Here is a 23,067-nt window from a genome sequence, read left to right on the forward strand (position 1 = left end):
CGACCGGCCGCCTGCTCGGCCCTGAGCTCGCGCTCCAGCTTCTCCGGCAGGTGCTGGGACCACTCCTGCAGCAGCCGGGGGCGGCCGACCAGCACGGCATGGCCGTCCACAATGCCCTGCACGCCCAGCCCTTCGACGTTGGCGAAGTCTTCGACGGTGGCCTCCGAGCGGGCCTCGCGGGCGATGGCCTGCGCGATCGGGTGCTCCGAGGCGTGCTCCAGCGCCCCGGCCAACCGCAGCACCTCTTCCTCGTTCTCGCCCTCGGCCACGTGGACAGCCGTGAGCGTCATCTTGCCCTCGGTGACCGTGCCGGTCTTGTCCAGCACGACCGTGTCGATCCGGCGGGTGGACTCCAGCACCTCCGGCCCCTTGATCAGGATGCCGAGCTGGGCGCCCCGCCCGGTGCCCACCAGCAACGCGGTCGGCGTGGCCAGCCCCAGCGCGCACGGGCAGGCGATGATCAGCACCGCCACCGCGGCGGTGAACGCCGCCCCCACCCCGTCGCCGGTGCCCAGCCAGAAGCCCAGCGTGCCGAGAGCGAGGGCGATCACGATCGGCACGAAGATGCCGGAGATACGGTCGGCCAGCCGCTGCACCTGCGCCTTGCCGGTCTGCGCCTCCTCCACCAGCCTGGCCATCTGGGCGAGCTGCGTGTCCGCGCCGACCCGGGTAGCGCGGACGATCAGCCGCCCGCCCGCGTTCACCGTCGCCCCGGTCACCGGATCGCCCGGCCGCACCTCCACCGGCACCGACTCGCCGGTCAGCATCGAGGCGTCCACCGCCGAGGTGCCCTCCTCGATGACCCCATCGGTGGCGATCTTCTCGCCCGGCCGGACGACGAACCGGTCCCCGCTCTTGAGCTGCTCGACCGGGATCCGCCGGCCGTCGGCCAGCTCCACGTCCTTGGCGCCCAGCTCCATCAGCGCCCGCAGCGCCGCCCCGGCCCGCCGCTTGGAGCGGGCCTCGAAGTAGCGTCCGGCCAGGATGAACGCGGTCACCGCCGCCGCCGTCTCCAGGTAGATGTTGCCCGAGCCGTCGGTGCGCTCGATCGTGAACGCGAACGGGTGCGTCATCCCCGGCGTGCCCGCGCTGCCGAAGAACAGCGCCCACACCGACCAGCCGAGCGCGGCCAGCGTGCCGAGCGAGATCAGCGTGTCCATGGTGGCCGCGCCGTGCCGCAGGTTGGTCCAGGCGGCCTTGTGGAACGGCCAGCCCGCGTACGCCACCACCGGCGCGGCCAGCGTCAGCGACAACCACTGCCAGTTCGTGAACTGCAACGCCGGGATCATCGCCATCGCCACCACCGGCACCGACAACACCACCGAGACGATCAGCCGCTGCCGCAGCGACCGCAGCTCATCCACCGGCTCGTCCGGCGCCGGGGCGGCCTCGGGCAGCTCGGCCGTGTAGCCGGCCTTCTCCACCTCGGCGATCAACTGCCGCGCATCCACGTCCTCGGGAAAGGTGACCTTCGCCTTCTCCGTCGCGTAGTTGACCGTCGCCGTCACGCCGTCCAGCTTGTTCAGCTTGCGCTCGATACGGTTGGCGCACGATGCGCACGTCATGCCGCCGATCGTGAGTTCGACAGCTCTGTCCTGGGTGGCTCCGCCCAGAGAAGACATCACCTCTCCTTTCTTCAGCGGGTTTCGTTTCTCAGTGGCTGTGGTCGTGGGTCGCGGAGGGGGCGTGCCCGTCCGACAGGGTGGCCGTGGCGGTGAAGCTCGCCGTACGGACCTTGCCCTCGTGCTTGAAGTCGAGGAACAGCCGGTAGTCGCCGCGGCTGGGCGCCTGCGCGTAGAAGGTGATCTCGGGCCCCGCCTGCTTGCTCTCCTCCGGGTGTACGTGCAGGTACGCCAGGTCGCCCGCGCGCAGTGCCACCAGGTGACCGTACGCCCCAAGGTAGGGCTCCAGGTCGGTGACCGGCTCTCCGTCCTTGCTGACCGTCAGCGTGAGCTTGCCGGAACTGCCCGGGACCAGGTCGCCGGCCAGGTTGACCGTGTAGTCGTCGACGGCCGCCGTACGGCTGACGTGGGGCAGCGGCTCGGGCCGGTAGTCGCCCGCGGCCTGCAGGTCCGCGCCGAGCGTGAGCTTCTCCCCGCCCGCGGGGACGAAGTCGGCGAACGCCCGGTACGCGCCCGCCTTCGGCAGCGTCAGCTTGACCGACCACGTGCCGTCGGGGGCCAGGTCGGGGTGGAGGTGCTGGAAGCTCGTCAGGTCGCGGGAGGCGACGATGAAGTGCAGCTTCTTGTCGTGCTCGACCTGGTAGTCGGTGACGGGCTTGCCGTCGGGGCCGATCACGGTGAACTTGAAGTCGGTCGGAACCCCGGCCGTGAGCGAGGTGATCGGGTTGAGTGTGTAGCCGTTCTGCGACACTTGGAGCCCCCCAGGGGTATCGCTGGTCTTGCTTGCCGCTTGTTGCCGCTGCTCGGGCTGGGTGGCGTGGTCGTCGCCCGCGTGGCCTTCTGTCGCTGCGTGGCTGCCGGGGCCGTCCGCTGCGTGGCTGCCGGACCCGTCGGCTGCGTGGCCGCCCACGCCCGGGGCGGTCGCGATCGCCGTGCTCGCCGGGGACGGGCCCACCACCTTGCCCACGCCCAGGGCGCCGCCGAAGACGACGGCCAGGCCCAGGGCGTACGAGCCGAGCTTGGCGGCCGTGTTCATGATCGATCCGCCAGCTCGTAGCCGGCCTCCTCCACCGCGGTGGCGATCCTCGCGCGGTCGACGGGGCCTTCGCTGCCAACGGTCAGCAGGCCGGTGGCCAGGTCCACCTCGACGTTCGTGACGCCGGCGACCTCGCTGACCTCCTCCTTGACCGAGCTCACGCAGTGGCCGCAGGTCATGCCGTGCACGGTGTAGGTGGCGGTGCTCATCGCTGTCTCCTTGGACGTCATCGTCGTCTCCAGTCTCTGCTTCGAGTCTAACACCGTACCCCCCTAGGGTATTGGAGTCGGGGTCTTGTGAGATTCGGGTCACGTTTCTCTTGTGGATACGGATGGCGTACGCCTGGCGGCATGTCGTCACCCTGCCCGCTTCTCATACCCCTTGGGGGTATCTCCGAACGATCCGGAACCTAATACACCCCCCGGGGGTATGTCAAGCTGGCCGATGTGGCCCGAAAGCCTAGAGGCATTGACCTGGGTCAGCAGGTGTGTGGCGGAGGCCTGCGTGTGCTGTGTGCGGCGTTCTGGGACCAGCGATGAACGCCGGCAAGCGCACTCCCCCAGGCTCCCTGGAAGGGCGCTCGTCCCTCCTGCACCATGGACACGCGTCACCCCATCAGGAACCCCCTGCGCATCCGGGCTGGATATTTGGCATGATCGAGCTGTTGTCCCAGATGGGCCACACATTCGGCCCATCTGGTCAGAGCACAACACAGGGACCGCAGCCATACCTTGCTAGGCTGCTTGTCAACCGTTGGGTCTCACCCCGGCAGGTGAGACCGTCGAAGAAGTGGGGTCACACCGTGAAGAAGCTGCTCGTTCTGGCGCTGATCGCCCTCGGGGGGTTGCTGATCTGGCGTAAGGTGCAGGCCGACCGCGCAGAGCTCGATCTCTGGACAGAGGCGACCGGTAGCGAGAACTAACCGACCGGCGAGGCGATGAGTGACGTCGTCCCCATCAAGCTGGCGTGCCTGGACCTGGCAGGCACCACAGTCGGTGACATCGCCATGGTCGAGCGCGCCTTCGCCGAGGCGATCGCGACCCAGGGCATAGTGCCCGGGACCGGAGCGTACGCGCGTGCCATGGTTCACGTGCACCGGTCCCGGGGCTGCCCCAAGATCGATGTCTTCCGTGGGATCTTCCCCGGCAACGAGGCCCAGGCCCAGGCGGCTAACCTGACGTTCGAGCGCTCCTACGAGGGAGCGCTGGAGCGGGCAGGTCTCGTCCCCGTGCCCGGAGTCCTGGAGGTCCTCGACAAGCTCCGCGGCACCGGCATCAAGCTGGCCCTGATCACCGGCTTCAGCCGCACCACCCTGAGCCGTGTCCTGAGCGTCCTGGGCTGGCACGACAAGATCGACCTGGCCATCTCCCCCGAAGACGCCGGCGGCCGCGGCCGCCCCTGGCCCGACATGGTCCTCCACGCCGTACTCCGGCTGGGAGTGCCCGACGTACGCCAGGTGGCCGTCATCGGCGACTCGGAGAGCGACATGCTCTGCGGCAAGCGAGCCGGGGCATCGATCGTGGCAGGCGTCATGACGGGCGTGCACAGCAGAGAACGCCTCCTGAAGGGCGGCGCCACCCACATCCTCGACTCGATCGCCGACTTCCCGAACTTGATCCTGAGCGACGACCTTGGTACGACGCAGGTAGCTTCCTCCGCCCGGTAAGCTATCTTCGTCGAAGGGGCCTTAGCTCAGTTGGCAGAGCGCCTGCTTTGCAAGCAGGAAGTCAGGAGTTCGAATCTCCTAGGCTCCACCAGCAACAACGCACCCCCATCTAAGATCACTTAGTGGGGGTGCGTGACTGAGTGAGTGACTACGCCTCTTCCTGTACTGGGAAGATGCTGTCCATGGCCTCTGCTCCTTCCAACAACACCGGCCGGAGCTGGAACCGGTAGACCGTCTCCGTGACCACGGTGTTGGCGTGGCCCACCAACCGCGAGATGTCCTCGATCGGCACGCCGGAGTCCGACAGGAGCGACACGAAGCTGTGCCGCAGCTCGCGAGGCGTCCACTCAGCACCCGCCAGGCCCGCGCTCACAATGACTTTGCGGAAGTCCCGCCGCACGTTCGTAGCGGTCAGGGCCGTGCCGTTCTTCGTGCGGAACACCAGGCCGTCAGTCCCGCCGTCCACCGCGGCCGGCGCCTTCTCCTGGTCCTCCATCAGCAGCCGCAGAGCCTTCACCGCGCGAGCGGGCAGCTTCAGCGTCCGGCGCGACTTCACGGTCTTCGTGTCACCCTTTTTGCGCACGGATCGCCAGACGTACATCGCGAACTCCCGATGCGCCCACCCGGCCCCCGTGACCGGAAGCCACGCCTGGCGCCTCTCGTCGAAGGCCACGACGTGCGACCACGTCAGCGCCCGTACCTCTTCCGTACGAGCTCCAGTGAGCAGCGAGAGCAGGATGTACGCCCCGATCCGGATGTCTGCCTGTTCGGCCGCGACAACCACGGCTTCGGCTTGCGCCACGGACAGAGCTCGGGAAGGCCGGCCAGCCTGCCCATCGGGCACGTCGCACAAGTCCACGACATTCCGCCGCACCTTGTCTCGCTTCATCGCGTTCCTGATCGCCCGGTTGAGCACGGAGTGGAGCAGCTTCAGCGACCGCGTGCTCAGTACGGTGGCCTTGTCGGCCAGCCACTTGTCGACGTCCTCGACCGACAGGTCACGGAGCCTGCGGCGGCCCAGGGCGGGCACGATGTGGAGCCGGGCGAAGTCGGTGTAGAGCCTCACGGTCTTCTCATCCCGGCCCCGGAGCCCATGTTCCAGCCAATAGGCCACGGCGTCCGACACGGTGTAGTCGTGCGGCGCGATCGCCAAGCCATCCTCGTAGTCGCGAAGGATCTCCTTCAGCTTGGCCTTGGCCTCCGTCTTGGTCTTGCCGCTGCCCTTCTTGACGATCCGCTTCCCGGCCGCGTTGTAGCCGATCGTCACCGAGGCGATCCAGCGCTGCCGCCGCTCATCCCAATGAAGGCCGCCGTCACCAGGGCTCCTTCTCTTGGCCATCATCGAGCCTCCGCCTCACGTTCCAGGAGCGCGATGTACTCGCGGATGGCGGTCGAGGGAACCAGCCTGGTCCGTCCTTCCTTGACCGTGCGCAGTCGGCCTGAACGAATCAGCTCATAGATCGACGAACGGCTCTGCCCCAGGAGCGTCATGGCATCTCGGACTCGATAGAGCCGCACGTCGTCGGTCGCGTTCATGATGGATGGCCCTCCTTAGGCGGATCGAGAGAATCAATGAGCAGAGACTCGCCCGGCGTGTAGCCCTGGCCGGCGAAGCTCCAGTGAGCGAGCACGAGCGTGGTGTCGTCCTCTCGCGGCATCAGGCCGGCCGCGCGCAGCTGCTCATGCCGGTAGTCGGCGCGTTCCTGCCGGATGGCGCCGAGGGTGGTGGAGTAGGCACGGGACCGCGTGGAGAAGTGGCCGCGAAACCCGAGCATGTGGGCCCACTTGCGCAATCGCAGGCCGGTCAGCTCGGGGAAGGTGTCAGGGTGGCCGAGCCGCCAGGCCGTGCGAATCAGTCGTGCAGCGTGCGGGGTAGCTCCTCGCTCGTGCAGGTGGGTCAGGTCATGCTCGTGGACCCGGCGGTCCAGGGTCCCAGAGGTTTCCGCGGCCTTGGTGGCGTACTTGGCGATGTAGCCCGCGACCGCTTGTTCGGACAGCTCGCCGTCGAAGTCGCCGCCATGAACCGGCTTGACGTCAACCTGGCGACCCCAAACCAGGTACTCGGTCGGTTGCCCGAGCCGAGGTGCCTCCAGCCTTACGGCAGCGGCGGCCGAGCGGATCGCGCTGTCCAGCAGCTGCACCGTGGCCCACGCCGGAGGCGGCTCGACGTCGGTCGGCTCAGTGGTCCGGCCATCGAGGCGGATCACAGCGTGGAAGTGCACGACGCCACGAGCCTGGTATTCGGCGACCTTGGCGAAGGACACCCGTACCGCCTTGCTGAACGCGGTCTGGGTCAGCCCGGCCGAGGCCGCCAGATGACGCCGCAGGTAGACGGTGAAGCGACGCCAAAGGTCGCCCGCGTGCGCGTTCCACAGCACGTGACCGACGTAGTCGTAGGTATCTGGGTTGAGAGGCTGACCGATCCTGGTGTCGCCGGCCTGGTGGCGTTCGAAGCAGGCAGAGCCGGAGCGGCGGGGATGGCACACCGGAGCGACGCCATCTTTGCCGGGTCCCCGATGCACCGCACCGAACGTCGGAGCAGTCAGTGTGGCGAAGACCTTCGGATGCGCGCGCACGGTGGTGGGCACGCCCTTCGCGCCTCCGAGGAGCCCAGCCCGGATGAGGTGGTACGTGTCCCGGCGATACAGCTCGGAGCAGGACGGGCAGCGGGAAGCGCGTCGATTCCCACACCGGATGAGTAGCTGTCCGTGTGGCTCGTTATCCGTGCGGTAGTGGGCCAGGACTTCGCCGGACGCGGCATCAAGAGTGATGCTCTCGCCAGTCAGCCGGACCGGTTCTGCACAGCCGTGCAGACGATGGACTTGGTCTAGCCAGCGGATCAGGTTGGTGCTCGAATGCCGGGCCAGGTCACGAATGGCCGTCCCAGTCAGTACGGCGAGCGCCCCCGCATCGCTCACTGAATGATCCTCCTTACCTCGACGATCGTGATGTGCGGCCGACAGGCTGCGCACTGCTGGTCAGCGGGCAGACGACGACCGCAGGCAAGCTGTCGCTCGTGTCCCCGGGCGCGAACTCTGATGGGGCGCTGACACGCAGCGCTCGCGAAGTGGTTCACCACACGGCGGGCCACGCTCCACGCGTGGTGTCCACCAGTCGCCAGAGTCTCGATGACAACCACCTGGTAGCGGCTCACTGGGCTCCTTCCGGTCCCGTGGCGATCACGCAGGGCGTGAAGCTCCGGGCACCCGCCCAGCCCGGTGCAGAGCTGAGCGAGCACCCGCAACCTCAGCCGAACCAGCGCCCCAGGCCCTTACCTCGCGCGCCTGCCTGCCGCAGGGCGTCCTCACGCAGGCGCTTGGCCTTCCTCGTCCCGACCGCAGCCTCCAGTTGGGCTTCGGCCCTACGCCGCTCCACGCTGGTCACGCCGTGACCGTTCGCGGCCTGGGCCAGCTTGTTGAGCTCGTTGGAGTTCTGCGTCCTGGCCCTGAGCGCGGCCAGCTGCTCCTCAGTCATCCGGCTTCTCATTGGCCCGCCCCCCGGGCCTGCTCTCGCTCGGCCCGGTCGGCCTCGTCCTGGGCGAGCAGCTCGTCATAGGCGTCGCGCACGGTCTGGGGCTCACCGCCGGGCCAGATGCCCGGCTTGCCGGGGTGGAAGATCCGCGTCTTTGCTGCCATCGTGGAGTTCTCCTTCGTGGAGCCTCCAGGGCCGGGAATCTTGGTCGAGGATCGGCCCTGGGGGATTTTCGTTGTCTGCCTTCGTCGAAGCTGGACTTCGGTCTCACGGTCGACTCCAGGGATCGCTAGCCGTCCCGCTCGATCTCGTCGAACATGGCCTCCTCACGGGCCTTCAGATCGGCCTGTGCCTCAGCGAAGGCCTGCCGGTGAGCCTGGGTGAGGCTGTAGCCCTGCTCACGGAGCTGTCTCACCCGCCGGTCGTAGTCCATGGCTGTCTCCTCCTTCCGCCGCTCAGTCGTCGGTGTGGTTGTCGATGCCGGTGCCGGTGCAATCGCGGCAGGTCTGGTTGTCGTCATCGACGCCAGAGCCATTGCAGGTGCAGCACCGATAGGCCCCCAGCGGTGCGGGACGCCCGTTCGCTTCGGTCACCAGCCCGTCACCTCCCTTCGGGCCTGCCGAGGTCGGTCCACCAGCACTGATCCCCCTCGCATGTGATCGGCGGCGGCGTGCTGCTACTCGCCGGGCTCACGGGCGGCACCACGCGCGCCGGCGCGGCCGGGCCGCTCTCGCCGAAACCACCGGACAGACCCAGGGCGACCAGCGCCACGCCTCCGATGGCCAGCCAGGCAACCGCGCCACGGACCTGCCGACCCTGCTCCGGCAAGTACGCGCTCACGCTGTCGTCACCGCCCCTCGGTAACTCAGAGCCGCGGTGTACTCGTTCATGGCCTGCTCGCTGACCGCGACCGCGCAGTAGGTGATCGGTCCGAAGTCGCGCGTCGTCTGGTAGTGCGTCCCGCCACTGGCCGGTGCGCCGATCAGGTCGGCCACTCGGTCCACGGCCGCACACTGCTCCTGGTCGGTGCCACTGGCGTGGACGCTGATCGTCTCGCCATAGCTCGGCACGGGCACCTTGGGGTTGTCAGCCAGGAACCGCGCCAGCGCACGCAGCCCAGCGATGAACTCGGCTCGAACGGTGGAGTCGGTGGTCATCATCAACGAATCTCCTCGTCTCTCGATGTCGGTCGGAATTGACGTCTCAGCCGCCGCCAAGGCCCAGGCGGTCAGCCAGACCGGCGGCCAGCTCAGGGGCGACATTCATCCGGGTGCGCAGCACCTCAGTGGGGATCGGCCTGCCGTGCGCGGCCTCGTACTCGGTGGCCAGACGGCGCGCGTAGCCGAGCAGCGCAGGCGCCGGCACCGGCCCGTCCTCGTCCGGGGAAGCGGACGAAGGGGGAGCCTGTTCGAGCTGCGGTGGCACCCCGTCCTCCGGCGCAGCGGCCGGCTGCTCAGGCTCATCGACGCGGGCAGCATGAACACGCTGCGCAGGTCCTTCTTCTGCCGCAGGCTCCTCGTATGCGGGTGCAGCAGGCTCACTGCGGACGGCCACCGTGTCAGGGCCCGAATGGCTCGCACGCCGTTCCAGCATCGACATGGCGATGAGGAACGCTCCGGCCGGGGTCGCGGCCAGGATCCAGCCCCACGCACTCTGCGGCGCTTCCGCCAAGTTGGCCGCCAAGGTCAACACGATCCCGCCAGCCAGGACCAGCGCAGGCCATGACAGCAGTCCGCGGCGACGTCGGCCCGTGCGCTTATCCCTCTGGATCTCCCGCGCAGCCATCACGCACAGCAGGTCGATACAGACCGCCACCGCCCACGCCCGCCAGCCGTGCTGGCCATACTTGCGCGCCAGGCTGGAAATGTGATCGAACGATCCGACAGCCGCGATCACCGCTAGGACGGTCACCGGCGCAGAGTCGACCATCATCGAACGGAGCCGGTTCATCGTGCACTCTCGCGTTCCTGGCGACGGAGCGCTTCCCAGCGCTGGCCCTGCCGGTAGCTCACGCCGACGCGTTCAGCAGCCTGCGCGATGCTGTGGCCCTGCTCTTCACGCAGCCACGTGTAGTCCTCGCGCCGACCTGCCGCTTGCTCGGCGTACTTCGCGCGGGACTTGGCCGCGCCACGTTGCCGTGCCGCCGTGGCAGCACTCGGTCGTGCCTTCACGCTGATCTCCCCAATCGGGCATGGATCGGGTAGGGACGTGGCGTGATCAGGGCTCACGCCTGGCCCAGGGAGTTGCCGTCAGACGGCTAGACCGGCAGATCCTCGAAGTCGGGTTCGGTGAACTCCTCCACCGCCTGCTCCAACTCCGCCGCGTCGGCCACCTCGATCGCCGGTCCGCCAGTCAGCAGCGCCCACGACGGAGCCAGCTCCGCATGCTCCTCAGCCGCAGCTTCGGCTTCCTCCTCAGTGACGTGCACCGAGCGCTCCAGGTGCCACCTGCTATCGGCCCCCAGCACCACAGCCGTGCCCGGCCGGTCCGGAGAGATCTGCCGAGCCGCCACCACAGCCCGCGAGTCCATGTCACCCAGGCACATCTTGGCCGTCTCGTCGTCATTGACCATGTGGCAGATCCGGCCGGTCAGCTGCGCACGCAGCGCGGTCACACCTGGCCCCAGGTCCGAGCCCACGCGCTGCCCGCACACCACCAGGTAGATACCGAACGCGCGGCCCAGCTGAGCGATGCGCAGCAGCCGGGTGGCGACCGCGGCGACCTCTTCCTTCTCCGCCTTCGGATCGGCCATCAGGAAGAGCTCGGCCACCTCGTCCACCAGCACGACGATGGGCATCGGCCGCGCCTCGTCCGGCAGTCTCGGGTGCCAGATGTTCTTGACCCGGTACTGGCGGCACAACGCCATCCGAAACGTGATGATCCCGACCAGGTCGGCCAGCAGCCGCGCGCACTCGGCACGCTCGGTGGCCAGCGCCGACAACCGTCTCTGATACGGAGTGAACTCCACCCCGCCTTTGAGATCGAAGCCGACCAGCGCCACTGGCTGCGGCGCGAGACCCGCGATCAAGGCGTTGGCCAGATTCGACTTCCCGGACTGAGTAGCGCCCACGTTCAGCCAGTGCGGCACCTTCCGGAAATCGATGATGAACCACTCACCGGAGTCCAAACGGCCCACCCGCACCCGCAGCAGCCCATCAGCCAGGGACTGACCGCCGGCCACCGTCTCCAGCGGATCGACCATCGTCGCGGCCAGCGTCACCTTGCCCGGCCGCCAGCCGACCAGGCGCACACTGTGCACCCGCCAGGCGTGCGCCAGCTTGTCCAGCACCCGCTCGTAATCCTCGGGGGTCTGGCCGTCGTGCAGCCGTACCGTCACCCGGAAGCCCGTGGACGTCGGCCGCAACAGCCCCAGACGCGGAGCCCGCTCAACCTCCACCCGCCGCAAACTACGGCGTTGCTTGGTAAGCATCAGGCCCTTCACCTGGGGTACCTCCCCTTCGCGTAGGCGATGGCGTCGAGCACAGCGTTGCTCTCATGGTCGGCCAGCCAGGCCAGCGCACAGTCAGCCTGCTCCGGCGTCAGCTCCGCCAGCTCCGCGTTCAATCGCCTCCAGAACTCCGCGAGCTCCACGCCTCAGCCCCCCAACCCAGGAAAGCCGGGGAACGTCCACCGCCAGCGACGCCGATGCCTGGACAGACCGCAGCCCGAGGCCACCGCCCGCCACGTCCCGTACACCACCAGCGCCTTGACCGGAAACCCGATCACGTACCAGAACGAGGTCGGCGCCCACCGCCGCCACGCCCACAAGCCCGTGCTGACAGCCAGCAACGCCAGCCCCAGCCAGACCGCGAAGTCGGCCATACTAGACCGGTCTCCTCTCCTCTTACGTGGGTGGACGGAGACCCCGGAGCGGCCCAAGCCGCCAAGCACACGGCCGCTCCGGGACCTCTCGTATTAGGCCGCCTTCTCCGGCGCCGGCCGGATCGCCTCGCAGCGAAACCCCATCCCGGAACGCCCGTTCATCTGCCAGTAGAAGCAGGTCAGACCCACCGGCTTGACCTTGCTGCCGACCACGATCTGCGGGAAGTCCGTGGACGGGAACGTCACCGTGATCACCGGGTTGCGCCGGTCGTCGTTCGGCATGGGCAGCAGCGGCAGCGTGTACAGCTCGCGCCCCTCCGCGTCCTTCTTCACCTCACCCGTCGCGCGGTCCACGATCTTGGGCTCAGCCTCACCCGCGACCGTGAACGACAGCGACGCGATGTCCACCGGAATGTTGCGCATGCGCGCGTCCCCTCTCCGAGACGTAGCCTCTAGTCACCTACTCGACTAGAGGAGTTGCTTGATACATGTATAGAGGAGTAGAGCAGAGGTGTCAACGACTAGTGCGCAGGAAGTTCGTAGGACAGCAAGAACGCATCCCCAGACATGATCGTGTCGCACACCTCTACCGCCATACCTTCGAGGTCGTACGCCGTCCGTATGAGACGGAACACAGGAGTACCCGCGGACAGATTCAGCAGCTTGGCCTCGTCGCGCGTCGGCATGCGCGTGGACACGTCCTCTACGAACCGTTCCAGAGTGTGTCCCTGATCCTCGATGCGCGCGTAGATGCCACCCGGCCCGGAGTTCGGCTCCATGATCTGCGTTCCCCGCGCGATCTCCGCCGGGATGTACGAGGTCGCAAGCTCGACAGGGTGCCCGTCCCGGAGGTACCGCCGACTACGGGCCACCACGGCGGTGTCAGAGGCGATCCGCAGGCGCTCACTGATCTCCTGCGGTGGTTGTACCTCGCTGATGGCGATGTGATCGACTTGCGGCTTGACGCCCACAGCCTCCGATTCGGCGAGAAACGCCGCCTTCCCGTCCTTCCGGTGACGTCGGGCGAACCGGTCAGAAGCCAAGCGCTTCACTGGAGGGCGCCGGCGGACGAAGACCCCGCGGCCGTGCTCGGCAACCGCCAGGCCTTCGTTCCGCAGCTCTTGGATCGCTTGGCGTACCGTCATGCGAGCAACACCGTAGTGTTCGATCAACTCCGCTTCCGAAGGAAGCTTCTCGCCTTCCCTGAGCCGACCGCTCTCAATGGCCTGCCGTAGCTGGTCTGCGATCTGGCGGAACACGGCGCGATCGCTGGACGGATCGATCTGGTGGATCAGAATCCCTTCGTTGACCACGCCCAGCTCCTTCACTCGTCTGTACATCTACTACCGATACCCTATCCGTGGGAGGTAACTGATGGTCGAGCTCGACCGACGCCACTCGGTGAGCGTCGCTGGCGTGGTTGTCGACGACTCGGGTCGAGCCTTGTTGACGCGCCGGGCGGACAACGGGGAGTGGCAGGCCCCTGGTGGCGTACTCGAGATCGGGGAGACCATCACGGACGGTGTCCGTCGCGAGGTCCAAGAAGAGACTGGCCTGATAGTAGAGCCTCTGGCCCTTACCGGCGTCTACAAGAACATGGCCCGCGGCATAGTGGCCCTCGTGTTCCGTTGCAAGGCCGTCGGCGGTCAGCTCACCACCAACGACGAGGTCACCGCCTTCCAGTGGGCATCTGAACCTGAGATCAGAGACATGGTCACCGAGGCGTTCGCCATCCGCATCATCGATGCCCTCCACGAAGGAACCCCAGCGATCCGGCACCACGACGGAATCAGCCTCATGTGACCTCTGGTTGGGCTGTTACAACTTTCCCTGCGGTTTCAAGCCCGCCGCTGCGCGGCGGGAACCGCGCGATCTTGGGGCGGTAGAGAACGTCCGGCATCTGGGTGCCGGGGTATGGGCCTGGGAGGGGTCTCCAAGAAGAGGCCGTGAAGAGCGGCGTCAAAAGTACCGGCATAGAACCAGGCCAGCCCATCCGGACCCGTCTCCGTCGTGGGAGGCGTGATCCCCTCGAAGAACAGCTTCAGCGACTCTCCGCCCTACCTCAGTGCCCGCCGGCAGCGCACCGCCGCAGCGACCAACGACACAACGCCTGGCCCTGCGCGCTCGCTCGCGGCGGGCTGCGGCTCTTCGGCCGGTCCCGCCGCGGCGGCGCGCGTGCCGGCAAGCCGGCACCTCCGGAAGAAGGCGGCAAGAGTCGCCAGGCGCTGCGCCCTCTTCATGCATCTACGCTCTCAGCCCAACGATCGAGGAACCCAGGACAAGCAGCCCTCAAGCCTCAACCCGTGACTCTGCCTGGCGGAGACGGACGGCGGCCAGCTGCAGAAGGAAGGGAAGGCAGAGCACGCAAAGGGCAGAAGACCTTGGGGCTCTGCCCCAAACCCCGGCCCTCCTCGGAGATGAGCCAGACCCGCCCATCACGGGAAGTGGCTGAGGTCCTGTGCGGTCATCTCCTCGTCGGCCACCCAAGGGACACCAGACCAGCCGCACCAGGGCAAGCCGCCATGTGCGGGCAGGGCAACCAGCGCGCGAGGAAGCTCACCGGGACACATGTACACGCGAATGACGGCTTGCCCTGGCACGTCCGGCCCGGTATAGCTACGCCTGCCCGACGAGGAGATGACCGTGATTGCCATCCTATGGAGCCTGAGCTGCGCCAACGCTGGCTCAGAAATCCTTACACACTGGAAGTGCGCCCTAGGCGAAGCACGTGATAACTCGCCCTAACGTATATAGGTGTGATTATGTTCGCGCCGGTGGGTACTCAATTTTAGCCAGTTCTTCTCGTACCTTTTCCGCTGCAGAATCATCTTTCGGGATCATAAGCAAAGCTGGGCGCACCGATTCGGCAGAGCCGGGAGGGAGCCAATACACCGGATCCTTAGATTTGAAACCCTTATTGTCTTCATCCAATACGCGGCCCGCCATAGGCACAATTAAGCCGATATTCCGCAGTTTTTTTAGTGCAGCACCTATTGGTGACTCAAGAAGCTTATGGTATTGATTGGCTGACAGGTGGCCGCGGTGTTCTTGTCCTAGTTCTCTAATCAACTCTGTTGCTACGCTGCCGACGGTCAGCAGAGACGCCTGCGCTGCTGTGACTCTGTCTGAGAGACCACGATGGTTGGCGACTGCTTGAAGCTGGGCTTCGATGGTTTGGCTGAAATTCGCCAGGGCCTCCTTTATGGAATCAATCTCTTCCCTGGTTACAGCTTCGCCAGCGTCCAGCCGCTTCTGTCTATTTCGCAGAATTTCCCCTTGTAGCTCCGCTGTTAGTCCCTGTGCAATGGAATCTGATTCGATATTTGATGCGTCAAAGTTAGGCGGTCGATCGTCGTTGCTCACTAACATCTTGTCCCAAGCCGCTTTGATGAGCCCTGTCGTGTCGGCCGACAGTCGCTCTATTGTAAATTCTATCTTTGTCAAAGATGCTCGAGCTTGTTCATTGACTCGATTTGAATCCTTTTGTACGAGCACGGCAAAAGCGATTGCGACCACGGACAAAATAATGCCTGTGATTCCCGAGAAAAGCCCTACCCACGTACTTACAGTTTGCAGTCCAGAATCCATGATTTGGGACGTCCTTATCATCTGATAGGATCAACGGCAACCGACGAGTATAGTGGATGTCCCAGACCTACGAATGAGACATGGGACAGTAAAACAGTAACGCCAATCGACGGCCCGACGTGCTCAGGGCAGTCCGATCCCCCCGCCGAAGACGCACTCAAGCTGCAGCAGCATTGTGCAGCAACCCGACCGGCTACCAGAGACCGTTGCTAACCTTCGCTGCCAGGCCCAACCTTCAATGACCTTCATGCCGGGAGTTCGGGATGAAGAGGCAGTGTGCCACCGGCCACGCACAGCCCGAGGATGAGTGTCCAAATGGGTGACAACGGCCTATCACCACAACGCACCCTCCTGAACGCCTGTGGACGTAGACGGACCTGGAGCGCACCGTCCGCGCACGTGGGACATGTGTTCCACTTCGTTTGCAAGCAGGAAGTCAGGAGTTCGAATCTCCTAGGCTCCACATGTATGAAAGCCCAGGTCAATGGCCTGGGCTTTCGATCTTCTGTAGGGCTGTTCAGGGTTCCGTGCCCGGTGACCTCGCTAAGCGCCCCTCGGGCTACGTCGTTCAACTTTTGTGCGCTCCCGCTGTCGCGCGTCCGTCGAGTGCTGATAGATCAGGGTGGCCCGCGTGCTGGAGTGACCCATTCGAGCCATCAGGTCCCGTGTGGACGCCCCCGCGCTGGCAGCGAGCGTGTTGCCCGGTGTGTCGCAGGTCATGAAAGTGGATCTTCGGTACGCCCGCCTTCGAGAGCCTTGGCCCAGACGCGGCGGTTGAGGTTCGTGTTGCGGAGCGGGCCGTTGTCCGGGCCGACGAAGACGAGGCCCTCGTCCCCGTCAAGGGGCGGCGGCGCTGCGCGCCGTCGCCCATATGCAGCACGACGATCGCCACGGGGTGGCCGGTGTTCGATGTGGTCGGGGGCGATCGAAGATCCGGGGTTCGTTCCTCACCCCGGCTTACCAGGGACCGTGGCTGATCGTGCAGGGGCGACATCGTGATGTGTCCAAGATGCACCTCCGCCATCGTGCGCTGCTATAGAGAGGGTTCATGACCGGTACCGTCGCATCCCCGAAGCGAATCGCGTGGTTGGCCCCGCTCGCCGTCAACGTCCTGTTCGGTTACTTTGCGGTTTTTCCGCTGAGTCTCGTCTGGTACTACCTCACCAACTCTCCGCTAGTCGCTCTGGGCCTGACGGAACGGGACCCCACCGACAACGACGGAATTCTTGGTTACCTGATTGTGCTTGGCGGTGTAGGACTTTTCATCGCCCTGTGGGCGGTGGTCAATCTCGCACTCCGGGCGCTTTTGAGATTGCCTGCACGGTCCTATTGGCCGGTTTCGGTGCCCCCGTTGTTCGGCCCGTTCATCCTGACCTGGATGTTTCCCGCCGCATACGATCTTTGGAAGATGCCGCTGGGCTAGCCATGACCCACTCCTGCCCTCAACGGCCGTTCCCCGGCATCGCTCATGAGCGGTGTGGAGACGTGGGTGTACCGTTCGGTGGTGGTCACCCTCGAGTGGCCGAGGATCTCCTTAACCACGCCGTGCCCGTTGGGGCGGGAAACAAGGGGGAGCAGCGGGGAATCACGGGGAATGCGATCAGCGCTGTGATCTGCGTCTCCGCAGGTCGGCCAAGATCGGTATGCGTCTTTGCAAGCAGGAAGTCAGGTGTTCGAATCTCCTAGGCTCCACTGAACTTCGAAGGCCACTTCTTGTGATCGGGAAGTAGCCCTTTCAATTTTGTACAGCTGCAAAATACAGCTACGGTGACGACTCGCCCCGGCGTCAGGTGTTCGGCTCCCCTGAAAGCGAGTCGACGAACGCCTCAGCTTCTGACTGGCTCATGTCCTCGGTGTTTCCGCGCAAGGAAGACGGCTTGCTTCCGGTGGCCGGCCTCAATCAGTTTGCGGATCCGGGTGGGGAGGTCATCCTCATCGAACACCGGGAAGCCCGGCAGGGCCTCACCGGCACGTAGAACCTTCGCGACTTCCAATGCGGTCGGCCCGGACACCTGGGACTCCTTGCGGATCAGGTTCACAGCGTCATGAAACCGTCCCGCCTCGATCAGGTCGTGCGCCCGGCCCTGCACATCGACAGGAGTCATGAGGTCCAGTCCGACGTAGATACGCGATACCTTGCGTTGTCTCAGCCACACGGGCCCGGCTCCGCGTCCACGATGACCACCAGCTTGCCGCGCGTGTGCCCCTCCGCCAGGTCCTCGTAGGCACGTACCGCGTCGCTCAGGAGGTAGGTCCGGATCTCCGGCTCGGGCAGCGTGCCGTCCAGGACGTGGGCGGTGAGAGCGTCCATGGTGCCGGGGTGGAGGTCGGTGGTGCCCATCACCGTGGTGACCGCCGGGTGCGTCGGCGTGCCCGGCGTGGTGCTGAGCAGCCGTCCGCCGGGGCGCAGCGCCGTGGTCGCCGCGAGCACCGCCTCGCCGGTCAGCGCGAGGTTCACCACGGCGTCGACGCCTTCCGGGTGGCGGCGCCGTACCTCCTCGATCGGGTCGCTCTCGCGGTAGTCGATCACGTCGGCGGCTCCCAGGCTTCGCACGTAGTTCCCGTCGGGCGCGGTCGCGGTGGCCAGGACCGTGCACTGCCTGGCCAGCAGCGGCACCACGACGCTGCCGATGCCCACCGGCGCGCCGATCACCAGCACCGTTTCGCCCGGCCGGAACTGTCCGCGGCCGAGTACGGCGAGCCCGGTCATGCCGGTGCTGGGCAGGGCGGCCGCCGTGGTGGCGCTCAGCTTCGGTGGCCTCTTCGCCAGGTACGGCCCGGCCTGAAAGGTCGCGTACTCGGCCAGCGCCCCGGAGGTGACGGCCGGGATGCCCACGCCGGAGGCGAACGACGGCGGTGCGCCGAAGCCGAACACCTCCTCACCCACCTCGAATCCATCCGTCCCGGGGCCGAGCTTGGTCACCGTGCCGGCGACGTCGGTGCCGGGGACGAAGGGGAAGTCCAGCGGCACCATCTCGCGTACCGTGCCCGCGGTCATCAGCAGGTCGGCGGGATTGAGCGAGGCGGCCGCCACCTTGATCTGGAGTTGTCCCGGACCGGGCTCGGGAATCGGCAGGTCCTCGATGGCGAACGAGGCAGGCGTGCCGTACGTACGGACGACAAGGGCTTGCATGACCATCCTTACTGCGAGACAGGTTGTCTCTTTGCAGGCATACTGTCCGGCCCAGTACGAGGTGGACAGTCTCAACACTGGCGTTCCGTCTCAAACTGGACAGGCGGCCCGAAATGTCTCAGGAAATGTCCGAGTCCGGCGCATGAGGTATCCGCACGGCCGCCGCTTCCCGCGCACGCTCGGCCGGATCCATGAACCCTCTGACGGGCCGAGCAGCTCGTTCCTTGAGCGATACCCGTGCTCAGTAGCTGTCGCTCCAGCGGTACCAGTGGCCCTGGACGTGCTCGAACGACGAGGCGACAGACGGATCGGAGTCATCGGTCGGTACGCGCTCGGGGCTCCAGACGTAGCCGTAGGGATCCACGCTGGGCCCGTTCTCGCCCACCTGGAAATAGACCCGATCGCCCTCCCGATAGACGGCCTGGAATTCAACCTCCCCGACTTTCCGTGGCCGGCCGATTGAGCCGTCTTCCGGCCCGATCGCCCGGGCGACCTGCTCCATCTCGGCGAACGAACGCATGACGCGTTGCTTCTCGACGTACCCGCAGGACGTCAGCAACGCCAAGGCGGCGCAGGCCAGCAGTATTCTCATGCCTTCGGTCCTCGAAGAGGGGGCCAGTCCCGTGCTCGTGACGCTCCGTTCAGACGCGGCGGCCCGGTGCGGGGGGCACGCGTTCGAGCTTGGTCCACCCCGTCCAGCCTCGCTGCTGCAGCAGCTCGATCAGCCGGCGTGCCGGCGGCACGGTGTCGAACGCCAGCTTGTCCATCAGCTTGACCAGCGATGAGTCGATGTCGGTGTCGTCGACATAGTCCTCGCCCCGCTCCTCCGCCATTCGCGTGAGGTAGGCGGCCAGCTTGTCGGCCAGCTCGATCAGTCGCGGGTCGTCGTCGTCCCGGTCGAGAGCCTGGCCAAGGGTGAGGTAGAAGTCGACGAGCCGCGGGTCGGCGATCTGCTCCCGCTTGCGCGCCATCCACTCCGGGACTCGCTCGGGTGAGTGCGCGGCCAGCGGGATCCAGCCGTCGCGTTCGGCCTGGACGATCCGCTCGTCGACGCCGAGCACCCGCAACCGGTCGAGGTACTCGACCACTTCCGGGGGCAGTGCCAGGCTGTCGCCGGAGATGAGCCGGGCGATGCGTTCCCGGTGCCGCTGCCGTTGCGTGATCTCGGCGCGCAGCCGTCTGTCGATGTCCGCGACCGCCGCGGCGAACTCCTCCTCGTCGGCCTGCAGCAGCTCCCGCACCCGCGCCAGCGGGACCCCGGCCTCGGCCAGCGTCCGGATCTTGATCAGCTCCACCACTGCGGCGCCGTCGTACCTGCGGTAGCCGAAGTAGTCTCGCTCCGGCTCCGGAAGCAGCCCCTTGGCGTGATAGTGCCGCACGGCGCGCACCGTCACCCCGGTGTACGACGCCAGCTCGCCGATGGTCAGCATCAGGCCAGCCTCCCATGAGTCGCTCAGGAGGCCGTCCGGCCGGCCGGGCCGCGTGCGTCGCGGATGATCCGGGCGATCTCCGGGGCGTGCGTAAAGACCAGCTGGTGGTCGGCGTCGAGCCAGGACGTGGTGATGTGCGGCTGCTCGCGGACGAGCCGGTCGACGCCGGCACGCCAGTTCCGGTTGAAGCGCTGTGCGTGCTCCTCGCCGCTGTCGCCGGCCATCGAGGTCGACATGATCATACGGATGGGCCGGTCGATCTTCCTGTACCGGTCGAGAATCCCTGACCGGATCACATCGATCTCCAGGTTCAGGTCGAGGATCTCCTGGGAGGTGAGCAGCACCTGACGCGCGGTGCCCCGCTCGGCCTCCTGCTGCGCCGCCAGGCCCTCCCACATGGCGCGGAACTGCGGCAGGACGGCCTCGGTGATGAACGGTTCGGGCACCGGGTTCGCCCCGTCGATGAGTACGAGTTCCGCGACGGTGCCAGGATGCCGGGAGGCGTAGTGCACGGCCAGGTCCGCGCCCAGGGAGTAGCCCACCAGCACGGGCGGCGCATCCAGGTGGAGACGTTCCAGCTCTGTCATCACCGCGGCGAGATCGCCGAGGAACGCCTCGAAGGAGTAGCGGCCGGCGGCCGAGGCGAGGCCATGGCCCCGGAGGTCGAAGGTCACCACGTCGTGGTCGCGGCGCAGCAGCCCGGCCAGCTCGTGCAGGCCGGCCTGGGTCGAGTTCAGCCCCGGGCACAGGACCAGCGGTCGTCCCTGCCCGCCGCGGGACACCGGGATCGTGACGCCGTCGTGGTGGATCGTGAAGTGCCGCATCGTCCTGTCGCCTCTCTCAGCCTGCTCTCCAGCGCCGCCGTGGCCTGGCGACCTCGACCGCGCTGGTTTCGTGGTCATGGCGCCATGCTGAGGGGTTGCCCCTGCGTCAGGGGCAACCCTCGCGGCGGATCAGAGCGAGCTCTGGATTCAGCGATGACGTCCCATGCGCCACGGTCGCCGACGTGCACTCGTTCGCGGCGTGGGCCGGCCCGCCGATCAGGGGCGAGCGGCGGCGGCCTTGTGACGGTGAGAGGCGCGGGCCTTGCCGCGGTTCCATCGAGCACCAAGTGCGGCGCCGGACGTTCCTCCTCGGGGGTGGAACGTCGAAGCGGCCCTCCTCCGGAGCGCCGCCCGTGCTCTCCGCGGCATGACGTGTCACGGCGTCCGCCTGCACCGAGCCAGGGTCAGGGCTTCAACGCGATGGCGTGCACGGCCTCTTCGATCTTCTCCAACCCCCGCCTGAGAACCTGCGCCTGGTGCAGGCTCGCCCACACCTGCGCCGTGGCCACATCGCCCTTCTGCAGCGCCTTGCGAGTTTCGCTCTCGTAGTCGGTATTCCCGAACGGCTCCATCGGCTCCTCCTCGTGGCTGACGTACGGCCACTGCCCCCAGGAGGCCCGGCCCTCACCAGCCAGGGCGACATATGCTCGGCGGCCGATGGATCGTGAAGAGGAATCAGGGGTTCGCCGAACTACGGGTGTTCCGACGTAACAGCCTGAAAGGCCGGCATGCATGACCGCTCCCCTTCAAGACGCGGCGCCTCCCAGTGAGGACACCGACGCGCAGGTGATAGAGGCGTCGTGGCGCGACCCTGATCGCTTCGGCGCCGTCTTCGATCGTTACTTCGCCTCCATCCACCGCTACGTTCACCTGCGCCTGGGTGAGTCGGCCGCCGACGACCTCGCCGCGGAGACCTTCCTGCGCGCCTTCCGCAGCCGGGATCGCTTCGACCTCACCTGCCCCAGCGCCCGCCCCTGGCTGTACGGCATCGCCTCCAACCTGGTCGCCGACCATCATCGCGCCGAGGCGCGCCGGTATCGGGCGCTGGCCAGGAGCGTCGGTGCCGGAGAGGTCGCCAATCATGACGAGCGGGTGGTGCAGCGGGTCTCGGCGGCGGTCATGCAGCCGCGGCTGGCCTCCGGCCTGGCTCGGCTCTCGGCCGGGGACAGGGACGTCCTGCTGCTGGTCGCCTGCGCCCAGCTCAGCTACGAGGAGGTCGCCGCGGCGCTCGGCATCCCCCAGGGAACGGTGGGATCGCGCCTCAACCGGGCCCGCAAGAGGCTCCGCAAGATCATCGGTTCCGCCGGGGAGGCACTGTGATGAACGAACTCGAAGCGATCAAGGGCCACCACGACAGCCTGCCGGGACCCGCGCCCGAGGTGACCTCGCGTGCCTGGGCGCTGCTCACCGAAGAGGCCGAGCGGGCCGAAGGCGGCCACCCTGAGCGGCCCCTCGGCAGACCGCGAGGCAGGCGGTGGGTGGTGCGGGCCGGTGTGGCCGTGGGCCTGGCGGCGGCGGTGACCGCGGGGATGATCTTCGTGCGTGGTGGTGACGAGTCCGTTCCGTTCGGGACGGCTCCGGCCGGCGCCGCCGAGTTGCTCCGGCACGCCGCCACGGTCGCGGCGCGGGAGGAGGTCCAGCCAGGGCCGGGGCAGTTCCTGTACGTCGAGCAGAAGGACGTCACGTTCGCGTCCGACTCCGAGGGCGAGTACACCCAGGACGTGCGCCGGGAGGTGTGGATGCCGGGCGGGGATCCCGGCAAGGCCCTGACGCGCTCGACGTACGGGCGGACGACCGTCATCAGCGGCGGGCACCCGGAGCACGTGCAAGCCCCCGGAACGGTGGAGTACCAGCGGGCGGGGCAGTGCCGCGGCGGCTTCTCGGGCCTGCCGTTCCAGGCCGCCGATCTCCCTGGCGACCCCGACAGGGCGCTGGCGAAGGTCCGCCAGGAGGCGGAGACGTTCGTACGGTCGGACCAGCGCAGGCGAGGAGAGGCGGGCCTGAGCCGGAAAGAGATCGACATGCGGGTCGAGAAGGTCGTCGCGAGCTCGTTGCTCAGGCTGGCGCAGAACCCGCTCACCCCCTCCCGGACCAGGGCCACGGTCTTCGGCGCGCTGTCGAAGCTGGCGACCGTGACCGTCGTCCCGGATCTCACCGACCCGGCCGGACGGCATGGGGTGGGCGCCTCGATCAAGTTCGAGACTCCCGGCGGCGGCTGGGAGCGCGGAGAGCTCATCTTCGAGCCGGCGACGTACCGGTTTCTCGGCTACCGGAGCTGGATCGGGCAGCCCGAGGGCGGGCAGGTGAGAGAGATTCCGGGCGCGAGTACGGCGATGCTGACGGTGAAGGTCGTGGACTCCATGCCGGAGGTGCCGAAGGACGCCGGCAAGCCGATGTTCTGCTGATCTGGTCACCGAGTCGTGTCACGGGGATCCGGGGAGGATCCCCGTGACGAGTCGGAGTCGCCCATGGTGA

31 protein-coding genes and 1 tRNA gene are annotated in these 23,067 nt (G+C 67.0%); 7 read left to right on the top strand and 25 right to left on the bottom strand.

Going from position 1 to position 23,067, the window contains the following annotated elements:
* The 3 genes from AB0I79_RS18770 to AB0I79_RS18780 all read right to left on the bottom strand — a co-directional run.
* Positions 1-1,622 (bottom strand): heavy metal translocating P-type ATPase (locus AB0I79_RS18770; RefSeq protein ID WP_357874291.1); only part of this gene is annotated, 1,622 nt, incomplete at its 3' end.
* A 31-nt stretch (positions 1,623-1,653) separates the two neighbouring features.
* Positions 1,654-2,658 carry a hypothetical protein gene (locus AB0I79_RS18775; protein WP_357874294.1) on the bottom strand — a complete coding sequence of 335 codons (1,005 nt, stop codon included), beginning with the start codon at positions 2,656-2,658 and terminating at the stop codon, positions 1,654-1,656.
* Entirely contained in the window at positions 2,655-2,867 is a 213-nt protein-coding gene (locus AB0I79_RS18780; RefSeq protein ID WP_357874297.1) for a cation transporter, read from the bottom strand. Before AB0I79_RS18780 ends, AB0I79_RS18775 begins: the two co-directional genes overlap by 4 nt.
* A gap of 593 nt (positions 2,868-3,460) precedes the next feature.
* On the opposite strand from AB0I79_RS18780, the gene AB0I79_RS18785 reads away from it, so the two are divergent.
* From AB0I79_RS18785 to AB0I79_RS18795, 3 genes are all read left to right on the top strand, one after another.
* On the top strand, positions 3,461-3,580 hold the full coding sequence (locus AB0I79_RS18785) for a DLW-39 family protein (RefSeq protein WP_020542320.1): 120 nt from the start codon (positions 3,461-3,463) through the stop codon (positions 3,578-3,580).
* Positions 3,581-3,595: 15 nt separating this feature from the next.
* Positions 3,596-4,324: an HAD-IA family hydrolase gene (locus tag AB0I79_RS18790; RefSeq protein WP_344476575.1), complete on the top strand. Its 729-nt coding sequence runs from the start codon at positions 3,596-3,598 to the stop codon at positions 4,322-4,324.
* Positions 4,325-4,339: 15 nt separating this feature from the next.
* A tRNA-Ala gene (locus AB0I79_RS18795) sits at positions 4,340-4,415 on the top strand.
* Between the two features lie 57 nt (positions 4,416-4,472).
* Here AB0I79_RS18795 and AB0I79_RS18800 read toward each other — a convergent pair.
* The 15 genes from AB0I79_RS18800 to AB0I79_RS18870 form a co-directional block, all read right to left on the bottom strand.
* On the bottom strand, positions 4,473-5,666 hold the full coding sequence (locus AB0I79_RS18800) for a tyrosine-type recombinase/integrase (RefSeq protein ID WP_357874301.1): 1,194 nt from the start codon (positions 5,664-5,666) through the stop codon (positions 4,473-4,475).
* The gene (locus AB0I79_RS18805; RefSeq protein ID WP_168022033.1) at positions 5,663-5,860 is read right to left on the bottom strand and encodes a helix-turn-helix domain-containing protein; all 198 of its coding nucleotides are present in this window, start codon (positions 5,858-5,860) and stop codon (positions 5,663-5,665) included. The genes AB0I79_RS18800 and AB0I79_RS18805 overlap by 4 nt, the downstream gene beginning before the upstream one ends.
* Positions 5,857-7,242, bottom strand: a complete 1,386-nt coding sequence (locus AB0I79_RS18810; protein WP_357874304.1) for a replication initiator — start codon at positions 7,240-7,242, stop codon at positions 5,857-5,859. Before AB0I79_RS18810 ends, AB0I79_RS18805 begins: the two co-directional genes overlap by 4 nt.
* 328 nt (positions 7,243-7,570) lie before the next feature.
* Positions 7,571-7,798: a hypothetical protein gene (locus tag AB0I79_RS18815; RefSeq protein ID WP_357788643.1), complete on the bottom strand. Its 228-nt coding sequence runs from the start codon at positions 7,796-7,798 to the stop codon at positions 7,571-7,573.
* An 8-nt stretch (positions 7,799-7,806) separates the two neighbouring features.
* Positions 7,807-7,959 carry a hypothetical protein gene (locus AB0I79_RS18820; RefSeq protein WP_357874306.1) on the bottom strand — a complete coding sequence of 51 codons (153 nt, stop codon included), beginning with the start codon at positions 7,957-7,959 and terminating at the stop codon, positions 7,807-7,809.
* A 125-nt stretch (positions 7,960-8,084) separates the two neighbouring features.
* Positions 8,085-8,228: a hypothetical protein gene (locus AB0I79_RS18825; protein WP_168022037.1), complete on the bottom strand. Its 144-nt coding sequence runs from the start codon at positions 8,226-8,228 to the stop codon at positions 8,085-8,087.
* Positions 8,229-8,250: 22 nt separating this feature from the next.
* A complete protein-coding gene (locus tag AB0I79_RS18830) occupies positions 8,251-8,388 on the bottom strand; it encodes a hypothetical protein (RefSeq protein ID WP_357874308.1) in 138 nt (45 codons plus the stop codon).
* A gap of 243 nt (positions 8,389-8,631) precedes the next feature.
* The gene (locus tag AB0I79_RS18835) at positions 8,632-8,955 is read right to left on the bottom strand and encodes a hypothetical protein (protein WP_357874311.1); all 324 of its coding nucleotides are present in this window, start codon (positions 8,953-8,955) and stop codon (positions 8,632-8,634) included.
* 43 nt (positions 8,956-8,998) lie between these two features.
* The gene (locus tag AB0I79_RS18840; RefSeq protein WP_357874313.1) at positions 8,999-9,745 is read right to left on the bottom strand and encodes a DUF2637 domain-containing protein; all 747 of its coding nucleotides are present in this window, start codon (positions 9,743-9,745) and stop codon (positions 8,999-9,001) included.
* Positions 9,742-9,966: a helix-turn-helix domain-containing protein gene (locus tag AB0I79_RS18845; RefSeq protein WP_357874316.1), complete on the bottom strand. Its 225-nt coding sequence runs from the start codon at positions 9,964-9,966 to the stop codon at positions 9,742-9,744. Before AB0I79_RS18845 ends, AB0I79_RS18840 begins: the two co-directional genes overlap by 4 nt.
* A gap of 86 nt (positions 9,967-10,052) precedes the next feature.
* Complete coding sequence (locus AB0I79_RS18850) at positions 10,053-11,237, bottom strand: FtsK/SpoIIIE domain-containing protein (RefSeq protein WP_357874319.1); 1,185 nt, start codon at positions 11,235-11,237, stop codon at positions 10,053-10,055.
* On the bottom strand, positions 11,234-11,386 hold the full coding sequence (locus tag AB0I79_RS18855) for a hypothetical protein (RefSeq protein ID WP_357874322.1): 153 nt from the start codon (positions 11,384-11,386) through the stop codon (positions 11,234-11,236). Before AB0I79_RS18855 ends, AB0I79_RS18850 begins: the two co-directional genes overlap by 4 nt.
* Positions 11,387-11,389: 3 nt before the next feature.
* Positions 11,390-11,617: a hypothetical protein gene (locus AB0I79_RS18860; RefSeq protein WP_357874325.1), complete on the bottom strand. Its 228-nt coding sequence runs from the start codon at positions 11,615-11,617 to the stop codon at positions 11,390-11,392.
* A gap of 93 nt (positions 11,618-11,710) precedes the next feature.
* The gene (locus tag AB0I79_RS18865; RefSeq protein WP_168022044.1) at positions 11,711-12,040 is read right to left on the bottom strand and encodes a hypothetical protein; all 330 of its coding nucleotides are present in this window, start codon (positions 12,038-12,040) and stop codon (positions 11,711-11,713) included.
* Positions 12,041-12,138: 98 nt separating this feature from the next.
* Positions 12,139-12,930 (bottom strand): GntR family transcriptional regulator, encoded by a 792-nt coding sequence (locus AB0I79_RS18870; protein ID WP_357874328.1) that lies wholly within the window; start codon positions 12,928-12,930, stop codon positions 12,139-12,141.
* Positions 12,931-12,991: 61 nt separating this feature from the next.
* Here AB0I79_RS18870 and AB0I79_RS18875 point away from each other — a divergent pair, with 61 nt between their 5' ends.
* On the top strand, positions 12,992-13,420 hold the full coding sequence (locus AB0I79_RS18875; RefSeq protein ID WP_357874332.1) for an NUDIX domain-containing protein: 429 nt from the start codon (positions 12,992-12,994) through the stop codon (positions 13,418-13,420).
* A 957-nt stretch (positions 13,421-14,377) separates the two neighbouring features.
* Here AB0I79_RS18875 and AB0I79_RS18880 read toward each other — a convergent pair.
* On the bottom strand, positions 14,378-15,205 hold the full coding sequence (locus AB0I79_RS18880; RefSeq protein WP_357874335.1) for a hypothetical protein: 828 nt from the start codon (positions 15,203-15,205) through the stop codon (positions 14,378-14,380).
* Positions 15,206-16,253: 1,048 nt separating this feature from the next.
* Here AB0I79_RS18880 and AB0I79_RS18885 point away from each other — a divergent pair.
* The gene (locus AB0I79_RS18885; protein ID WP_357874338.1) at positions 16,254-16,628 is read left to right on the top strand and encodes a hypothetical protein; all 375 of its coding nucleotides are present in this window, start codon (positions 16,254-16,256) and stop codon (positions 16,626-16,628) included.
* Positions 16,629-17,031: 403 nt separating this feature from the next.
* Here the strand turns inward: AB0I79_RS18885 and AB0I79_RS18890 are convergent, their stop codons facing one another.
* From AB0I79_RS18890 to AB0I79_RS18915, 6 genes are all read right to left on the bottom strand, one after another.
* Positions 17,032-17,310 (bottom strand): hypothetical protein, encoded by a 279-nt coding sequence (locus AB0I79_RS18890; protein WP_357874341.1) that lies wholly within the window; start codon positions 17,308-17,310, stop codon positions 17,032-17,034.
* A gap of 41 nt (positions 17,311-17,351) precedes the next feature.
* Positions 17,352-18,338 carry an NADP-dependent oxidoreductase gene (locus AB0I79_RS18895; RefSeq protein WP_357874344.1) on the bottom strand — a complete coding sequence of 329 codons (987 nt, stop codon included), beginning with the start codon at positions 18,336-18,338 and terminating at the stop codon, positions 17,352-17,354.
* 241 nt (positions 18,339-18,579) lie between these two features.
* Positions 18,580-18,930 carry a hypothetical protein gene (locus AB0I79_RS18900; RefSeq protein WP_357874347.1) on the bottom strand — a complete coding sequence of 117 codons (351 nt, stop codon included), beginning with the start codon at positions 18,928-18,930 and terminating at the stop codon, positions 18,580-18,582.
* A 49-nt stretch (positions 18,931-18,979) separates the two neighbouring features.
* A complete protein-coding gene (locus AB0I79_RS18905; RefSeq protein WP_357874350.1) occupies positions 18,980-19,768 on the bottom strand; it encodes a MerR family transcriptional regulator in 789 nt (262 codons plus the stop codon).
* A 23-nt stretch (positions 19,769-19,791) separates the two neighbouring features.
* Positions 19,792-20,592 (bottom strand): alpha/beta fold hydrolase, encoded by an 801-nt coding sequence (locus tag AB0I79_RS18910; protein WP_357874353.1) that lies wholly within the window; start codon positions 20,590-20,592, stop codon positions 19,792-19,794.
* 404 nt (positions 20,593-20,996) lie between these two features.
* Positions 20,997-21,164 carry a hypothetical protein gene (locus AB0I79_RS18915; RefSeq protein WP_357874355.1) on the bottom strand — a complete coding sequence of 56 codons (168 nt, stop codon included), beginning with the start codon at positions 21,162-21,164 and terminating at the stop codon, positions 20,997-20,999.
* A gap of 160 nt (positions 21,165-21,324) precedes the next feature.
* On the opposite strand from AB0I79_RS18915, the gene AB0I79_RS18920 reads away from it, so the two are divergent.
* Positions 21,325-21,912, top strand: coding sequence for an RNA polymerase sigma factor (locus AB0I79_RS18920; RefSeq protein WP_357874357.1), 588 nt, complete (start codon positions 21,325-21,327; stop codon positions 21,910-21,912).
* Complete coding sequence (locus AB0I79_RS18925; protein WP_357874360.1) at positions 21,912-22,997, top strand: CU044_5270 family protein; 1,086 nt, start codon at positions 21,912-21,914, stop codon at positions 22,995-22,997. Before AB0I79_RS18920 ends, AB0I79_RS18925 begins: the two co-directional genes overlap by 1 nt.
* Positions 22,998-23,067: the final 70 nt, after the last annotated feature.

This window comes from Nonomuraea sp. NPDC050202, assembly GCF_040656115.1.
GTDB lineage: Bacteria > Actinomycetota > Actinomycetes > Streptosporangiales > Streptosporangiaceae > Nonomuraea.

Excerpts from the sequence above, each read along its gene's own strand:
- AB0I79_RS18880 (WP_357874335.1), bottom strand. The coding sequence starts at position 15,205 with ATGGATTCTGGACTGCAAACTGTAAGTACGTGGGTAGGGCTTTTCTCG.
- AB0I79_RS18835 (WP_357874311.1), bottom strand. The coding sequence starts at position 8,955 with ATGATGACCACCGACTCCACCGTTCGAGCCGAGTTCATCGCTGGGCTG.
- AB0I79_RS18920 (WP_357874357.1), top strand. The coding sequence starts at position 21,325 with ATGACCGCTCCCCTTCAAGACGCGGCGCCTCCCAGTGAGGACACCGAC.
- AB0I79_RS18910 (WP_357874353.1), bottom strand. The coding sequence starts at position 20,592 with ATGCGGCACTTCACGATCCACCACGACGGCGTCACGATCCCGGTGTCC.
- AB0I79_RS18895 (WP_357874344.1), bottom strand. The coding sequence starts at position 18,338 with ATGCAAGCCCTTGTCGTCCGTACGTACGGCACGCCTGCCTCGTTCGCC.
- AB0I79_RS18925 (WP_357874360.1), top strand. The coding sequence starts at position 21,912 with ATGAACGAACTCGAAGCGATCAAGGGCCACCACGACAGCCTGCCGGGA.
- AB0I79_RS18875 (WP_357874332.1), top strand. The coding sequence starts at position 12,992 with ATGGTCGAGCTCGACCGACGCCACTCGGTGAGCGTCGCTGGCGTGGTT.
- AB0I79_RS18865 (WP_168022044.1), bottom strand. The coding sequence starts at position 12,040 with ATGCGCAACATTCCGGTGGACATCGCGTCGCTGTCGTTCACGGTCGCG.
- AB0I79_RS18825 (WP_168022037.1), bottom strand. The coding sequence starts at position 8,228 with ATGGACTACGACCGGCGGGTGAGACAGCTCCGTGAGCAGGGCTACAGC.
- AB0I79_RS18780 (WP_357874297.1), bottom strand. The coding sequence starts at position 2,867 with ATGAGCACCGCCACCTACACCGTGCACGGCATGACCTGCGGCCACTGC.
- AB0I79_RS18840 (WP_357874313.1), bottom strand. The coding sequence starts at position 9,745 with ATGAACCGGCTCCGTTCGATGATGGTCGACTCTGCGCCGGTGACCGTC.
- AB0I79_RS18805 (WP_168022033.1), bottom strand. The coding sequence starts at position 5,860 with ATGAACGCGACCGACGACGTGCGGCTCTATCGAGTCCGAGATGCCATG.
- AB0I79_RS18800 (WP_357874301.1), bottom strand. The coding sequence starts at position 5,666 with ATGATGGCCAAGAGAAGGAGCCCTGGTGACGGCGGCCTTCATTGGGAT.
- AB0I79_RS18905 (WP_357874350.1), bottom strand. The coding sequence starts at position 19,768 with ATGCTGACCATCGGCGAGCTGGCGTCGTACACCGGGGTGACGGTGCGC.
- AB0I79_RS18885 (WP_357874338.1), top strand. The coding sequence starts at position 16,254 with ATGACCGGTACCGTCGCATCCCCGAAGCGAATCGCGTGGTTGGCCCCG.
- AB0I79_RS18790 (WP_344476575.1), top strand. The coding sequence starts at position 3,596 with ATGAGTGACGTCGTCCCCATCAAGCTGGCGTGCCTGGACCTGGCAGGC.
- AB0I79_RS18820 (WP_357874306.1), bottom strand. The coding sequence starts at position 7,959 with ATGGCAGCAAAGACGCGGATCTTCCACCCCGGCAAGCCGGGCATCTGG.
- AB0I79_RS18900 (WP_357874347.1), bottom strand. The coding sequence starts at position 18,930 with ATGAGAATACTGCTGGCCTGCGCCGCCTTGGCGTTGCTGACGTCCTGC.
- AB0I79_RS18915 (WP_357874355.1), bottom strand. The coding sequence starts at position 21,164 with ATGGAGCCGTTCGGGAATACCGACTACGAGAGCGAAACTCGCAAGGCG.
- AB0I79_RS18890 (WP_357874341.1), bottom strand. The coding sequence starts at position 17,310 with ATGACTCCTGTCGATGTGCAGGGCCGGGCGCACGACCTGATCGAGGCG.
- AB0I79_RS18775 (WP_357874294.1), bottom strand. The coding sequence starts at position 2,658 with ATGAACACGGCCGCCAAGCTCGGCTCGTACGCCCTGGGCCTGGCCGTC.
- AB0I79_RS18860 (WP_357874325.1), bottom strand. The coding sequence starts at position 11,617 with ATGGCCGACTTCGCGGTCTGGCTGGGGCTGGCGTTGCTGGCTGTCAGC.
- AB0I79_RS18815 (WP_357788643.1), bottom strand. The coding sequence starts at position 7,798 with ATGACTGAGGAGCAGCTGGCCGCGCTCAGGGCCAGGACGCAGAACTCC.